We start from the raw sequence: 13,082 nt of genomic DNA, 5'->3' as shown, positions 1-13,082 counted from the left end.
GAATGTTCGAAACCGCCGCCACCCGTCCGCAGGGCCTCGCCATGCGCTGCGCCAGAGCCCTGCTCTCGCCGTGGTCGCGGCTCTCGCTGCTCGTGGTGCTGCTGGCCGCGGCGGGCACATGTGTGCTGGTCTTCGAGCCGCAGCGGATCCTCTCCGACGGCTGGCCCGCGCAGCTGGGCGGCGTCACGGCGGTGCTGCTGTTCGCGGCGGCGTACGGCGTGTGCACCGCGGCGTTCGTGCCACGTCCCCTGCTCAATCTGGGGGCGGGGGCGCTCTTCGGCTCGCAGGCGGGGCTCGTCGCGGCGATCGCCGGTACGGTCCTCGGCGCGGGGATCGCGTTCGGGCTCGGCCGGATGCTGGGGCAGGACGCGTTGCGGCCCCTGTTGCGCGGCCGCTGGCTGAAGGCCGCGGACGGCCAGCTCAGCCGGCACGGTTTCCGCTCGATGCTGGCGGTGCGGCTCTTCCCCGGGGTGCCCTTCGCGGCGGCCAACTACTGTGCGGCGGTGTCGCGCATGGGCTGGCTGCCGTTCCTGATCGCCACGGGGCTTGGCTCGATACCGAACACGGCCGCGTACGTCATCGCGGGCGCCCGCGCCTCGACGCCGACGTCGCCGGTCTTCCTGATCGCGATGGGGTTCATCGTGGTGACGGGTGTGGGCGGGGCGGCGGTGGCGTGGTTCAAGCGCCACCATTTCCGGGACAGGGACAGGGACCGAGCGCAAGGGCGGGACGGGGACAGGGACCGAGCGCAAGGGCGGGACGGGGACCGGGAGCAGGACCGCGACCGTGACCGTGCGGTCTGACCGCTGGTGCCGTGCCCGGCCGGCGGCCCTCGCACCGTCCCGTAACCCGGGCCCGCTACGCTGCCCCCCGACGAGGGACATGATCGACATGATCACCCCTCGAACTCCGGCGTTCCGCCCCCGATCCCGGCGACGCCACAGCCAGCATTCCCACGCCTCAGCCAGCCTCAGCCACGCCCCGCTATGACCGCTTCGACCGCATCCGCGGTCCGATGATCAGTACTTGGACGGCGCAGTTTCATGTCTTGGCTTGAATCCTTCATCCTCGGACTCGTCCAGGGACTGACCGAGTTCCTCCCGATCTCCTCCAGCGCACACCTGCGGCTGACCGCGGCGTTCGCGGGCTGGCACGACCCCGGGGCCGCGTTTACGGCGATCACGCAGATCGGCACCGAGACCGCCGTGCTGATCTACTTCCGCAAGGACATCGCGCGCATCCTGTCGGCATGGTTCGGCTCGCTGGTCGGCAGGGTGCCGCGCTCCGACCACGACGCGCAGATGGGCTGGCTCGTCATCGTGGGCTCGATCCCCATCGGTGTCCTCGGCATCACGCTCAAGGACCAGATCGAGGGCCCCTTCCGCGACCTCCGCCTGATCGCCACGACCCTGATCGTCATGGGCGTCGTCCTCGGCGTCGCCGACCGGCTCGCGGCGCGCGACGAGACGGGCGGCAAGCACCGCGCCGTACGACGCCGCAAGGACCTGCGGGAGCTCGGCGTCAAGGACGGCCTGATCTACGGCATCTGCCAGGCGATGGCCCTGATCCCCGGCGTCTCGCGCTCGGGCGCCACCATCAGCGGCGGCCTCCTCATGGGCTACACCCGCGAGTCCGCGGCCCGTTACTCGTTCCTGCTCGCGATCCCCGCGGTCCTCGCGTCCGGTGCGTACGAGCTGAAGGACGCGGGCGAAGGGCACGTCGCGTGGGGCCCGACGATCTTCGCCACGATCATCGCCTTCATCGTCGGCTACGTGGTCATCGCCTGGTTCATGAAGTTCATCACCACCAAGAGCTTCATGCCGTTCGTGTACTACCGGATTCTGCTGGGAATCGTGCTGTTCGCCCTGGTGGGGGCGGGCTCGCTGAGCCCTCATGCGGGTGAGTCGGCGGGATAGCCGGGGCGCGGCGGGCCTGTTGGCCGGCCTGGCGGTGACCGCCGTCGGCCTGGTGGCCGCGATCGGCCTGGTCGTCCATTTCCAGCAGGGATACGCCGGAGAAGGTGACCCAGGCGGCGGTCAGAACGGTGAGGACGACTGCGGTGGTGGACATGGGCGTGCTCGTGGAAGGGCGGACCGGATACGGCCGGAGGAAACGGGCGGGAGGCGACCGCCCGGAGCACGGCCCCCGGCCCGGTACCGGGCCAGGGAGACGGCCTGCGACTGCGGCGCGTTCGGAGCCTGTCGGGCACGCTGTCGATCGGCGTCATCGGCGCGCTCGGGCACGAGATCCGCGAGGTGGTCGACCGATTCCGCGCCGAGCACCCCGGCCGTGAAGTCCGCTTCTCCGAAGTGCACTTGTCGGATCCGTTCGGGCCGCCGCGCGACGGCTCCGCCGACCTCGTGCTCCTCTGGCTCCCCGTCGACGAGCCGGATCTGACCGTCGGCCCGGTGCTGCTGACCGAGGGCCGGGCGCTGGCGGTCTGGAGCGGGCGCGAACTCGCCGGGCGGGACAGCGTCGGCCTGGAGGACCTCGCCGGCCGCACGGTGCCCGATCAGGCTCAGTCCTCCGTGACGCGGATGATCGTCTTGCCGGGAGTGCGCCGGCCCGGCGCGAACGCGTCCGCGGACTCGGCGAGTGGACGTACGGAGCCGATGATCGGCTTGAGGCGGCCGTCGCGGACGCGGGCGGCGAGCTCCGCCAGCCTGGCGCGGTCGGGCTCGACGACGAAGAAGATCGCTCGCCCGTCCGCGGGGTGGACGGTGACGGGACCGGCGATGGTGACCAGCGTGCCGCCGGGGCGTACCAGGGCGGTGGACCGGTCGAGGACCTCGCCTCCGATCACGTCGAACACCACGTCGACGTCTCCGACGTCTTCGAGGCGCTCGGCCTGGAGGTCCACGAAGGTGTCCACGCCCAGGCCGTGGGCGGTGTCGCGGTCGGCGGCCCGGCCGGTACCGACCACCCGGGCCCCGGCTTCGCGGGCCAGTTGCACGGCCAGGGAGCCCACGCCGCCTGCCGCCCCGTGGATGAGCACCGTCTGACCGGTGGTGAGGTGGGCGTGGTCGAACAGGGCCTGCCAGGCGGTGAGTCCGGAGATCGGCAGAGCGGCGGCCGTGACGTGGTCGATGTCGGCCGGCAGCGGAGCGAGATTGCGGGCTTCGACGCCGACGTACTCGGCGAGCGTGCCGTTGCGCGTCCAGTCGGCCAGGCCGAACACGCGCTGCCCGACGCTCAGGCCCGTGGTGCCGTAGCCCAGTTCCGTGACGACGCCGGACAGTTCGTGACCGGGCACGCTGGGCGTACGGTCCCGGCCTGCCCGGTCGGTCCACGTGCCGGGCCACGTGAGCTCGCCCGGGGTGAATCCGGCGGCGTGGACGCGCACGATGACGTCGTTCTCCGCGGCGTGCGGGTCCGGAAGGTCGGTGAGGGCGAGACCGGAGATGCCGGCTTCACGGTCGCGGACGGTGATGGCTTGCATGCCGGTGCTCCTCGGGAGGGCGGACATTTGCTGACGAGGTAACACTGCCGGTGCATATCCGACCCTAGAGGTGATGCGGCCCGGACACGTGGGCCAATGGCGGTCCAGTTGACTGGGCCAGTTCCGCCCGGTCACCCCCGCGCAGAGCGGGTACTCGATGGAGCCTCTGAGGCGAGCACGCTTTTGGCGGCGGCGGGCTTGACGGCGCGGACGATGGCGGAGTGCATGCCGTCGGCGACGGAGTGGTTCGGGCTGATCTCGATGCCGGTGAATCCGGCGGCTGCGAGGCCCTCGCGGTATTCGGCGAAGGAGAGGGCGCCGGCGATGCAGCCGACGTAGTCGCCGCGTTCGGCGCGCCGGGCCGGGGTGAGGGTGTCGTCGGCGACGACGTCGGAGATGCCGATCCGGCCGCCGGGGGCGAGGACGCGGAGCATCTCGGCGAAGACGGCGGGCTTGTCGGTGGACAGGTTGATCACGCAGTTGGAGATGATCACGTCGACGGTGTTCGCGGGCAGCGGGATCGCTTCGATGGTGCCCTTGAGGAACTCGACGTTGGTGGCGCCGGCCTTCTTCTGGTTGGCGAGGGCCAGGGCGAGCATCTCCTCGGTCATGTCGAGGCCGTAGGCCTTGCCGGTGGGGCCGACGCGGCGGGCGGAGAGCAGGACGTCGATGCCGCCGCCGGAGCCGAGGTCCAGGACGCGTTCGCCTTCCCGCAGATCGGCGACGGCGGTGGGGTTGCCGCAGCCCAGTGAGGCGGCGACCGCCTCGGCGGGCAGCTGGTCGCGCTCGTCGGCGGCGTAGAGGGTGCCGCCGAAGTTCTCGTCGACCTCGATCGCGGCCGGTCCGCAACAGGTGGTGCCGCCCGCGGTGACCTGGACGGCGGCCGCGGCATAGCGCCTACGGACGGTTTCGCGCAGGTCGTCTGTCTGCTCGGTCATGACCTTCACCTCTCGATGACAGGGCCCGGCGGGGCCCGGATCGACTTGCGTCCATGCTTCTTGCATTGACGTTTATCGATGCAACGTTGCGACCTGAATCGAAGAATGTCAACATAGACGCATGTCGAAACAAGAGCTGGTCGTGCTCGGCCAGGACGGCGCCGAGGGGTGCTGCCCGACCCTGCTGACCGCCCCCATGGACGAGGACCGGGCCGTCGAGCTGGCGAAGGTGTTCAAGGCCCTGGGTGATCCGGTGCGGCTGCGGCTGCTGTCGATGATCGCTTCGCGGGAGGGCGGGGAGATCTGCGTGTGCGACCTGACCCCGGCCTTCGACCTGTCCCAGCCCACGATCTCCCACCACCTCAAGCTGCTCAGGCAGGCCGGGCTGATCGCCTCCGAACGGCGCGGGACGTGGGTGTACTACCGGCTGCTGCCCGCGATGACCGACGGGCTGGCCCAGGCCCTGACCCGCCCGGGCGCCCCGGATGTCCGACCCGATGCGTCCGTGGAGACTCCGGCGGGGACGGCCTCGTGAGCGAAACGACCTCCGCCGCGACGGGGCCGGTCGCGGGCCGGCTCTCGCTCGTGGACCGGTTCCTCGCGGTGTGGATCCTCGTCGCGATGACCGCCGGTCTCGGCCTGGGCCGTCTCATTCCTGGGCTCGGGGACGCGCTGGCGAAGGTGACGGTCACCGGCGTCTCGCTGCCGATCGCGCTGGGCCTGCTGGTGATGATGTATCCGGTGCTGGCCAAGGTCCGCTACGACCGGCTCGACTCCGTCACCCGCGACCGCCGCCTGCTGATCCCCTCCCTGGTCCTGAACTGGGTCCTTGGGCCTGCCCTCATGTTCGCGCTGGCCTGGCTCCTCCTCCCGGACCTGCCGGAATACCGGACCGGCCTGATCATCGTCGGGCTCGCCCGCTGCATCGCCATGGTGATCATCTGGAACGACCTGGCCTGCGGCGACCGCGAAGCCGCGGCCGTCCTGGTCGCCCTCAACTCCCTGTTCCAGGTCGTCGCGTTCAGCCTGCTCGGCTGGTTCTATCTCTCCGTCCTGCCCGGCCGGCTCGGCCTGGAGACGACCGGCCTGAACGTGTCGGTGTGGGAGATCGCCCGCAGCGTGCTGATCTTCCTCGGCATCCCCCTGGCCGCCGGGTTCCTCACCCGCAGACTGGGCGAGAGGGCCAAGGGCCGCACCTGGTACGAGGCGGAACTGATCCCCAGGATCGGCCCGTTCGCCCTCTACGGACTGCTGTTCACCGTCGTCGTGCTGTTCGCCCTGCAGGGCGACGCGATCACGTCACGGCCCCTGGACGTCCTGCGGATCGCGCTGCCGCTGCTGGTGTACTTCGCCGTCATGTGGACCGGCTCCATGGCCCTGGGCAGGGCCGTCGGCCTGGACCATCCCCGGGCCACCACCCTCGCGTTCACCGCCGCGGGCAACAACTTCGAGCTCGCCATCGCGGTCGCCGTCGCGACGTTCGGCGCCTCCTCCGGACAGGCCCTGGCCGGTGTCGTCGGTCCGCTGATCGAGGTGCCGGTGCTGATCGGCCTGGTCCATGTCGCCCTCGCCGCCCGCCGTTGCTTCGGGGACCAGGGGCAAGTCGCCGAGGGTGCGGCGGGGAACGTCGGGGTAGACAGCGCGCATGACGCAACCTGTGGACGCTGACGAACTGTTGACCCGCATGCGCGGAGCCCGCGACTGGGCGGCGCGCGAGGCGGAGCGGAAGACCGACCTGACCCGGACCCTGCGGAGCGAGGACCGGCAGACCGAGGCGGGTGACGCGGACGTGGACGCCCGGGTCTTCCGCTCGATCTGCGTCGTCCTCGACGAGATCCTGCAGCCGGGGTCCCACTCCGACCGCGCCTAGCGCGGCTTCTGCCGGGTGGGGAGGCGCCGGTGACGGCTCATCAAGGGCCGTTGTCAGTGCCTCCCCATAGAGTGAAATCACTCGGCAAGTCTCGGGAGAAGGAGCAGCAGCATGTCCGCCAAAAGGATCCAGCACAAGGTGAATCACGTCGCGCTGGTAGTGGACTGTTCGGGTTCCATGCGTCCGCATCAGCATCAACTCGTGCGTGTCGTGGACGAGTTCGTGGCGGGTCTCAAAGCCGAATCGGACAGCCTCGGCCACGAGACCCGGATAAGCCTCTACTCCTTCGACCACCGGGTGGAGAACCTGGTGTGGGACATGGACGTGAAACACCTCCCGTCCATGCGGGGCCTGTATCAGGTCAACAACGGCGCGACCGCTCTCATCGAGGCCTCCCTGAAGTCCCTGGACGACCTGGGACACATATGGGAGGAGTACGGCGAGCACAGCTTCCTGCAGATCGTCGTGACGGACGGCGAGGAGAACGCCTCCGGCGGCGACCGCAGGCACGACGGCGACATGACCATCCTCGGCCCCTGGCTCGACCGGATCACGGCGAAGATGGGCGGCCTCCCCGGCCACTGGACGTCCGCGATCCTCGTGCCGAACTCCCTGGCCAAGCGCACCGCCCAGAACTACGGCTTCCCGGCGGGCAACATCGCCATCTGGGACGCGGACTCCCAGGAGGGCGTCGAGGAGGCCATCGGCACGGTGCGTGCCGCGGCCACCAGTTTCCTGCGCGCCCGCGAGCAGGGCGTGCGCGGCACGAAGAATCTGTTCGCCGTCGGCCAGGACATATCCATCGACGAGGTGCGGGCAAATCTCGAACCGATTCCGGCGAACATGTACCGGCTCCTGAAGGTCGACAAGGAGGCCGAGATCCGCCCCTTCGTCGATTCCCACCCGGGCGTGACGTACGAACGCGGCTCCTGCTACTACCAATTGGGCGCCCGCGCCCAGGTCCAGCCCAACAAGGAAGTCATCGTGGTCGAAAAGGACACCGACCGCGCCTACACGGGCGACGCGGCACGGAGTCTCCTTTTCGGTACGGGAATTCAGGGCACGGTCTCGGTAAAGGCGGGAAACAATCCCAAGCTGGAGGTCTACGTGCAGAGCCGCTCGGTGAACAGGAAACTCAAGCCGAATACGCGGTTGCTCATCATGTTGTGAGTTTGGCGCGGGGACGGATTCGGCGCCGGGTACGAAACCGGGGCCAACCGCACCCCCGGTCCGCTTGACCGGTCGTGATCTCGATGGTCGGATACCCGGCGTGGACGACGGGTTGGCGCGAGCCGGTGCGGATGAGGGTGTCGTACGGGAGTGGCTGCGGGGGCTGGCGAGCAATCCGGGCCTTCCGGCGCCGGTGTTGCAACGGCTGCTCTCCCTCCCGGAGTTGCCCGTGCACGGATCGTGGCTCGTCTGGCGGAAGCTCGACGCGGAGGCGACGGCCGTCGCGGTGGCGTCGTCGCGGATGCGGTACCGGATGGACGTCGCGGAGAATCCGACCGCCGACGTCGAGGTGCTCGCGGCCCTCGCGCACGACGTGGAACCACGGGTGCGGTCCGTGTACGCGGTGCTGCTCGGGGAGTTCGGGCGGCGGGTCCCCGACGGGGTGGCAGAGGTGTTGGCGCGGGACGCCGGCGCGAAGGTGAGGCGTGGGGTCGCGGGTCGGCCGGAGCTGTCGCGGGCCACGCAGGACCGTCTTCTTCGCGACGAGGATCCGGGCGTTCGGGCCCGCGTGCTCGGCCCCGCCCTGTGGGAGCGGCTCGCGGAGCCGGTCAGGGAGCGGTTGCGCGCCGATCCGTCGCCCGAGGTGCGCGCCCAACTCACCGAGCCGTGTCGCGCCGAGACCGAGCCGGAGACCCTGCACGCCGAGGCGCGGGTGCGGCACACCGATCCGCGCGTCAGGCGCGGGGCCGCCGAGGACCCGTCCGTACCGCTCTCACTCGCCCTGTAGCTCGCCGACGATCCCGACGGCGCCGTGCGGCTCGCCCTCTCCCTGCGGGAGGACCTGACCGAGGAGCAGCGCGCGTCCGTCCGGCACGCGGACGAGGTGCCGGGCGCGATTCAGTGGCCGCCCTGGATCCGGCGGACCGCGACGGATCCGGCGACGGCACGACGGATCGCCGCGTCGGCGCACGCCGGACTGCGGCGGGCCCTCGCCGCGCAACCCCGCCTGCCGGCCGACGTGGTGACGCGGCTGGCCGCGGACGAGGATCCGGGCGTGCGGCGCGCCCTGTGCGACTTCTGCGCGGACGCGCCGCACGCGCTGCTCCTGGAGCGGTACGCGACGGCGCAGGACCGCGACTGGTCCGCGGCGCGGCTGCACCGGAACTTCGCCGTGCCCGGCCTGGCCCGGTACGCGGACGACCCCAACCCCCGGCTGCGCCGTGCCGCGTTGGACGACCCGGACGCCGGCCCGGAGTTGGTGCTGCGGCTGGCCGACGATCCGGAGGTGACGGAGTGGGCGGTACGCGACCCGCGGCTGCCCGGGGCCGAGTTGCTGCGCCGGCTCACTCTCCCGCACAGCGCGTCCGCCGCCGCGGGCAACCCTGCACTGCCCCCGAAAGCGATGCGCCGGCTGATCGACCTGGCACAGAGCCGGTGGGCCACGGAAGACCGGGCCGAGCGGGGTCACGAAGCCGTCGCGGCGCAGGCGTGGTCCGTGGAGGGGTAGATGTTGAGGATCTCGTCGGCACCCGTGGTCTCGAACAGGCGCAGCAGCTGCGGTTGGGGGGCGGCGATGCGCAGCGTCGTGGACTGATGGATCACCAGAAGCAGGTTCAGCGCGGACGAGTCGGCGAAGGTCACCTCGGCGACGTCCAGGACCAGGACCGGAAGGGCCACTGCCGCCGTCTCCATGGCGCGGCGCAGGGGCGGCACGGTGTGCATGTCGAGGTCGCCGCGCGCGACGACGACCCAACTGCCGTCCCTGGAATACTGCTCCACGTAGGGGTCGGGGCTGCGGGCACTGTCGGACATTGAACAACTCCTGGCGTACGGGGGCAGGGCACCCGCATATTGTTACCGCCCGCGCGGACGCCGGTCGTCCGCCGCCCGGCGGACGACCGGAAGCGCGACGGCCACCCCATCGTCTCAACGGCCCCGCGAAAGGCGGCCGTCGGGCCCCCGGGACGTCACAGGACGGGGTGCGTCCCGCGCCCCGCCACTGACGCCGCGGAGCCGCTACGCCGCCCGCACCCGCCCGTCGCCGTCAGCGCCGCGCCGTGGGCCGGACCACGATCTCGTTGACGTCCACCGAGTCCGGCTGGCCGATGGCGTACACGACGGCGTCCGCGATCCTTTCGGGGTCCAACGCCATGGCGTCGCGGCGGGCCCGCAGCGCCGCGCGAGCCTCGGGGTCGGGCACTGCCTCGACGAAGTCCGTGTGCACGAAGCCCGGCGACACGACGGTGACGCGCACGTCGCCCGCCTCCTGCCGCAACCCTTCGCAGACGGTGCGCACCGCCGTCTTCGTCGCCGCGTACACCGCCTGCCCGGGGACGGTGCGGTACGCGGCGGTCGACCCCACCGTGACCAGGTGCCCGGCCCCCTGCCCGCGGAAGACGGGCAGCGCCGCGGCGACGCCGTACAGGACGCCGCGCAGATTGACGTCGATCATGTCGTCCCACTCCTCGACCCGCAGTTCCTCCAGAGGGGAGATGGGGCCGATGCCGGCGTTGTTGACCAGCACGTCGAGTCGGCCGAACGCGGTGACCGCCGCGTCGAGGAGCCGGACCAGGTCCGCGCGGCGCCGTACGTCGGTCGGTACGGCGAGGGCTTCGCCGCCCCGTTCTCGTATCCCGGCGGCCACCGCCTCCACACGGTCCTGCCGCCGTGCGCCGAGGACGACGCGCGCACCGCGTTCCGCCAGGGCCAGCGCGGTGGCCCTGCCGATGCCGCTGCTCGCGCCGGTCACGGCGACCACCTTGCCGCGGACGGTCCCGGTCTCCCCCGCCCCGTCCGTCGTCGTCTTCTTCTTCGCCTCATCGGTCTGCGTCACGGCTCGTTCTCCCTCGCTGGCGTACCTGTCGCACCGGCCGCGCCGGGATTCCCCGTGCGGCCTGCCGATCCAGCCTGCGGGAATCTCAGCCTGGTATACAGAGACGGTTTATTCTGGAACTGAAGGTGGTACCCCGTGCCGCAGCACACCGCCGAGCAGCGCCGCGAACTGGGCGCCTTCCTGCGCAGCCGCAGGGCCCTGCTCACACCCGAGCAGGTGGGGCTGCCGACGACCGGCCGCCGCCGGACCCCGGGCCTGCGCCGGGAGGAGCTCGCACTGATCGCCGGGATCAGCGCCACCTGGTACACGTATCTCGAACAGGGGCGGGACATCCGCGCGTCACCGCAGGTGCTCGGCGCGCTCGCGTCGGCGTTGCGTCTCGACCGCCACGAACGCGAGCACCTCCTCCGGCTCGCCGGCCACGCCCCCGCGCCCGCGCCGCACGAGCCCGCCCCGCTCGCCGCCGAGGTGGCGGAGATCCCGCACCTGCTCCACCCGCGGCCCGCCTACCTCATCGCCGGCGACTACGACATGCTCAGCTGCAACGAGGCGGCAAGCGCCCTGTTCCCGGACCTCGCCCCGACCGCCGACCGGCCCGCGAACCTCGCCCGCTGGGTGTTCCTCGAACCCGCCGCCCGGGACGTCGTGGTCGACTGGGAGCCGGAGGCGCGCGGCCTGCTCGCCCGGCTGCGCACGCTGCACGGACGCCACCCGGGCGACGCCCGCTGGGCGCGGCTGATCGACGAGCTGCACGCGGGCAGCGCGTACGTACGTGACTGGTGGCCGCGGTACGACGTGCAGGTCCGGCAGAGCGGACGCAAACGGCTGCGGCCACCGGGGCGCGCGGTCACCGAGTACACCTACACCGCGTTCCACCTGGCCGAACAGCCGGAGCTGACGCTCGTCGTCTACACCGAGGTCGGCACGGGCCAAGAGGGCCGGAGCGACGGCGGGACATGCGGAACACCGGCGGCGGCCTCGTAGCCGCGCGCCGGTGTCCGGCGTGCGTGTCGGTGTCCGGCGTGCGTGCCGGTGTCCGGCGTGCGTGCCGGTGTCCAGCGTGCGTGCCGGGCGGCGCCTCCCGGCGCCCCCACGGCCCCGCCTCAGGACTGCGGACGGCTTCCGTGGTTGGCCGCGTGCTTGCGGCGCGCCTTCTTCTTGCGGCGTCGCTTCGAGGACATGCCGCCACCCCTTTCTGTGGAGAACAGGCGATTCCTGCCGGTTTCCACCGTTCCACAGGGGCCCGCGCCCGGCGACCGGGCGCGGTGATCACGTGGCGGAGGTGTGTGGTAGCTGACAGTTCCGATTGTCGTGGGCATCCCCTAGGGTTGAGGCATGCCCTTAACCCCTCCACCCCCTGGTTCCGCGCGGTCTTCGGTCGAACTGAACGAGCGGATCCGCGACCTGTGGCTGCGCACCGGCGGCCGGCTCACTCCTGAACAACGCCGGGAGTACGAGCACCTGGTGACGGAGTGGGCCGCCGCGGTCCGCGAGGAGATGGTGAAAGCCGCGTAACCGCGGCTTTCCACGAAGGCCGGGGACTACCGGGGGCACCTCGAACAGCCCCCGGGGCCCCTCGGCCAGCCCCGGTCTCCCTCAGGCGGACTCGGGCCGCAGACGCACCGGCAGGGTCCGGTGACCGTTGCTGAGCAGCGAGCCGAACGGCTGCAACTCCCCTGCGGGCACCCCGAGTTCCATCTGCGGGAAACGATCGAAGAGCAGGCTCAGGGCCGTGCTGACCTCGAGGCGGGCCAGCGGCGCGCCGAGGCAGAAGTGCACCCCGTGACCGAAGGCGAGGTGCTCCTTGACCGTGCGGGTGACGTCGAAGGCGTCCGCGCTCTCGCCGTGCCAGTCGGGGTGGCGGTTGGCGGCCGCGTAGGAGGCGAGGATCGCCTCCCCCTGGGCGATGGTCTGGCCGTCCGCCAGCTTGATGTCGGTGACCGCGAACCGCAGCGGCAGATGCCGTACGGCCGGTTCGAGGCGCAGCGTCTCCTCGACGGCGTCGGCCCAGTCCACCTCGCCCGAGCGCAGCAGCGCGAGCTGTTCGGGGTGGGTGAGCAGCTGCGTGATCGCCTGGTCGATGACGTTGACGGTGGTCTCGTATCCCGCGCTGATCATCAGCAGCAGGGTGTCGCGGAGCTCGTCCTCGGTCAGGCCGCCCTCCTCGTCCTCGTCGCGCGAGGTGATGAGGAGCGAGGTCATGTCGTCGCCGGGCTCGGTGCGCTTGTCGGCGATGAGCTGGTGCAGGGCCGCGTACAGCGCCTTGGTGTTGGCCTCGGACTGCTCGGCGGTCAGCGTGGTGTCGAAGACTCCGTCGACGACCCGGCGGAAGGATTCCTGCCGCTCGGCGGGCACGCCCATGAGCCGGCTGATGACGGCGATGGGCAGCGGATAGGCGAGGTGCTCGCGCAGGTCCACGGTCTCGCCCGGCGGGAGGGCGTCGAGCCGGTCGAGGATGTCGGTGACGACCGTGTCTATGCTCGCCCGCAGCGCGGTGACGCGGCGGTGGCTGAAGGCGGGGGCGACCATGCGCCGCAGCCGCCGGTGGTCGGCGCCGTACGCCGTGAACATGTTCTCCACCGCGACCCACAGGGCGAGCGGCCAGCGCTGGACCGCGTCGGCGAACTCCGGCCAGTGGGCGCGGGCGTCCTTGGAGACGCTCGGGCTGGTCAGCAGCTCCTTGAGGAGGACGGGGTCGGTGACGGACCAGGCGGTCACGCCGAGGATGTCGACACGGACCGCCTGCCCGTGCTCCCGCAGCCGGCGGTCTTCGTCGTGGGCGCGGGCGCCGGTGGGGTCGAGGATGATCGGCTTCGTGGACAGGTCCATGGT

General features: G+C 71.4%; 16 protein-coding genes and 1 pseudogene. 11 read left to right on the top strand and 6 right to left on the bottom strand.

Features of this window, described 5'->3' with window-relative positions:
• Positions 1–2 precede the first annotated feature (2 nt).
• The 3 genes and pseudogenes from ACZ6CV_RS30945 to ACZ6CV_RS30935 form a co-directional block, all read left to right on the top strand.
• Complete coding sequence (locus ACZ6CV_RS30945) at positions 3–803, top strand: TVP38/TMEM64 family protein (RefSeq protein ID WP_469254323.1); 801 nt, start codon at positions 3–5, stop codon at positions 801–803.
• 240 nt (positions 804–1,043) lie between these two features.
• Positions 1,044–1,916 carry an undecaprenyl-diphosphate phosphatase gene (locus tag ACZ6CV_RS30940; RefSeq protein ID WP_362370536.1) on the top strand — a complete coding sequence of 291 codons (873 nt, stop codon included), beginning with the start codon at positions 1,044–1,046 and terminating at the stop codon, positions 1,914–1,916.
• A gap of 339 nt (positions 1,917–2,255) precedes the next feature.
• A pseudogene (locus ACZ6CV_RS30935) lies at positions 2,256–2,483 on the top strand (LysR family transcriptional regulator); the annotation flags it as partial.
• A gap of 35 nt (positions 2,484–2,518) precedes the next feature.
• On the opposite strand, the gene ACZ6CV_RS30930 reads toward ACZ6CV_RS30935, so the two are convergent.
• Complete coding sequence (locus ACZ6CV_RS30930; RefSeq protein WP_469254321.1) at positions 2,519–3,439, bottom strand: NADP-dependent oxidoreductase; 921 nt, start codon at positions 3,437–3,439, stop codon at positions 2,519–2,521.
• Positions 3,440–3,570: 131 nt separating this feature from the next.
• Positions 3,571–4,377, bottom strand: coding sequence for an arsenite methyltransferase (arsM, locus tag ACZ6CV_RS30925; RefSeq protein ID WP_469254319.1), 807 nt, complete (start codon positions 4,375–4,377; stop codon positions 3,571–3,573).
• 121 nt (positions 4,378–4,498) lie between these two features.
• Between arsM and ACZ6CV_RS30920 the strand changes: the two genes are divergently transcribed.
• From ACZ6CV_RS30920 to ACZ6CV_RS30895, 6 genes are all read left to right on the top strand, one after another.
• Positions 4,499–4,912 carry an ArsR/SmtB family transcription factor gene (locus tag ACZ6CV_RS30920; protein WP_469254317.1) on the top strand — a complete coding sequence of 138 codons (414 nt, stop codon included), beginning with the start codon at positions 4,499–4,501 and terminating at the stop codon, positions 4,910–4,912.
• Positions 4,909–6,045 (top strand): ACR3 family arsenite efflux transporter, encoded by a 1,137-nt coding sequence (gene arsB, locus ACZ6CV_RS30915; protein ID WP_469254315.1) that lies wholly within the window; start codon positions 4,909–4,911, stop codon positions 6,043–6,045. The genes ACZ6CV_RS30920 and arsB overlap by 4 nt, the downstream gene beginning before the upstream one ends.
• Positions 6,023–6,247, top strand: coding sequence for a hypothetical protein (locus ACZ6CV_RS30910; protein ID WP_469254314.1), 225 nt, complete (start codon positions 6,023–6,025; stop codon positions 6,245–6,247). The genes arsB and ACZ6CV_RS30910 overlap by 23 nt, the downstream gene beginning before the upstream one ends.
• Positions 6,248–6,358: 111 nt before the next feature.
• Positions 6,359–7,417, top strand: coding sequence for a vWA domain-containing protein (locus ACZ6CV_RS30905; protein ID WP_362370550.1), 1,059 nt, complete (start codon positions 6,359–6,361; stop codon positions 7,415–7,417).
• A 100-nt stretch (positions 7,418–7,517) separates the two neighbouring features.
• Positions 7,518–8,204 (top strand): hypothetical protein, encoded by a 687-nt coding sequence (locus tag ACZ6CV_RS30900; protein ID WP_469254312.1) that lies wholly within the window; start codon positions 7,518–7,520, stop codon positions 8,202–8,204.
• A 24-nt stretch (positions 8,205–8,228) separates the two neighbouring features.
• Positions 8,229–8,924: a hypothetical protein gene (locus ACZ6CV_RS30895; protein WP_469254310.1), complete on the top strand. Its 696-nt coding sequence runs from the start codon at positions 8,229–8,231 to the stop codon at positions 8,922–8,924.
• Here ACZ6CV_RS30895 and ACZ6CV_RS30890 read toward each other — a convergent pair.
• A complete protein-coding gene (locus ACZ6CV_RS30890) occupies positions 8,882–9,229 on the bottom strand; it encodes an STAS domain-containing protein (protein WP_469254308.1) in 348 nt (115 codons plus the stop codon). The two genes, ACZ6CV_RS30895 and ACZ6CV_RS30890, sit on opposite strands and share 43 nt — an antisense overlap.
• A gap of 232 nt (positions 9,230–9,461) precedes the next feature.
• Complete coding sequence (locus ACZ6CV_RS30885) at positions 9,462–10,175, bottom strand: SDR family oxidoreductase (protein WP_469254492.1); 714 nt, start codon at positions 10,173–10,175, stop codon at positions 9,462–9,464.
• A 210-nt stretch (positions 10,176–10,385) separates the two neighbouring features.
• On the opposite strand from ACZ6CV_RS30885, the gene ACZ6CV_RS30880 reads away from it, so the two are divergent.
• Positions 10,386–11,234, top strand: a complete 849-nt coding sequence (locus ACZ6CV_RS30880) for a helix-turn-helix transcriptional regulator (protein ID WP_469254306.1) — start codon at positions 10,386–10,388, stop codon at positions 11,232–11,234.
• A gap of 119 nt (positions 11,235–11,353) precedes the next feature.
• On the opposite strand, the gene ACZ6CV_RS30875 is transcribed toward ACZ6CV_RS30880, so the two are convergent.
• Complete coding sequence (locus ACZ6CV_RS30875; protein ID WP_466231358.1) at positions 11,354–11,431, bottom strand: 50S ribosomal protein bL37; 78 nt, start codon at positions 11,429–11,431, stop codon at positions 11,354–11,356.
• Positions 11,432–11,585: 154 nt separating this feature from the next.
• Between ACZ6CV_RS30875 and ACZ6CV_RS30870 the strand changes: the two genes are divergently transcribed.
• A complete protein-coding gene (locus ACZ6CV_RS30870) occupies positions 11,586–11,765 on the top strand; it encodes a hypothetical protein (protein ID WP_355814962.1) in 180 nt (59 codons plus the stop codon).
• 81 nt (positions 11,766–11,846) lie between these two features.
• Here the strand turns inward: ACZ6CV_RS30870 and ACZ6CV_RS30865 are convergent, their stop codons facing one another.
• Positions 11,847–13,079 carry a cytochrome P450 family protein gene (locus ACZ6CV_RS30865; RefSeq protein WP_469254304.1) on the bottom strand — a complete coding sequence of 411 codons (1,233 nt, stop codon included), beginning with the start codon at positions 13,077–13,079 and terminating at the stop codon, positions 11,847–11,849.
• Between the last annotated feature and the right edge of the window lie 3 nt (positions 13,080–13,082).

Source organism: Streptomyces sp. NPDC041713, assembly GCF_055591085.1.
This window is presented reverse-complemented; position numbering and strand designations above follow the sequence as displayed.

Bases quoted from the DNA above. Each gene is read 5' to 3' on its own strand.
- ACZ6CV_RS30945 (WP_469254323.1), top strand. From the start codon at position 3: ATGTTCGAAACCGCCGCCACCCGTCCGCAGGGCCTCGCCATGCGCTGC.
- ACZ6CV_RS30905 (WP_362370550.1), top strand. From the start codon at position 6,359: ATGTCCGCCAAAAGGATCCAGCACAAGGTGAATCACGTCGCGCTGGTA.
- ACZ6CV_RS30865 (WP_469254304.1), bottom strand. From the start codon at position 13,079: ATGGACCTGTCCACGAAGCCGATCATCCTCGACCCCACCGGCGCCCGC.
- ACZ6CV_RS30920 (WP_469254317.1), top strand. From the start codon at position 4,499: ATGTCGAAACAAGAGCTGGTCGTGCTCGGCCAGGACGGCGCCGAGGGG.
- ACZ6CV_RS30930 (WP_469254321.1), bottom strand. From the start codon at position 3,439: ATGCAAGCCATCACCGTCCGCGACCGTGAAGCCGGCATCTCCGGTCTC.
- arsM (WP_469254319.1), bottom strand. From the start codon at position 4,377: ATGACCGAGCAGACAGACGACCTGCGCGAAACCGTCCGTAGGCGCTAT.
- ACZ6CV_RS30875 (WP_466231358.1), bottom strand. From the start codon at position 11,431: ATGTCCTCGAAGCGACGCCGCAAGAAGAAGGCGCGCCGCAAGCACGCG.
- ACZ6CV_RS30910 (WP_469254314.1), top strand. From the start codon at position 6,023: ATGACGCAACCTGTGGACGCTGACGAACTGTTGACCCGCATGCGCGGA.
- ACZ6CV_RS30890 (WP_469254308.1), bottom strand. From the start codon at position 9,229: ATGTCCGACAGTGCCCGCAGCCCCGACCCCTACGTGGAGCAGTATTCC.
- ACZ6CV_RS30940 (WP_362370536.1), top strand. From the start codon at position 1,044: ATGTCTTGGCTTGAATCCTTCATCCTCGGACTCGTCCAGGGACTGACC.
- ACZ6CV_RS30870 (WP_355814962.1), top strand. From the start codon at position 11,586: ATGCCCTTAACCCCTCCACCCCCTGGTTCCGCGCGGTCTTCGGTCGAA.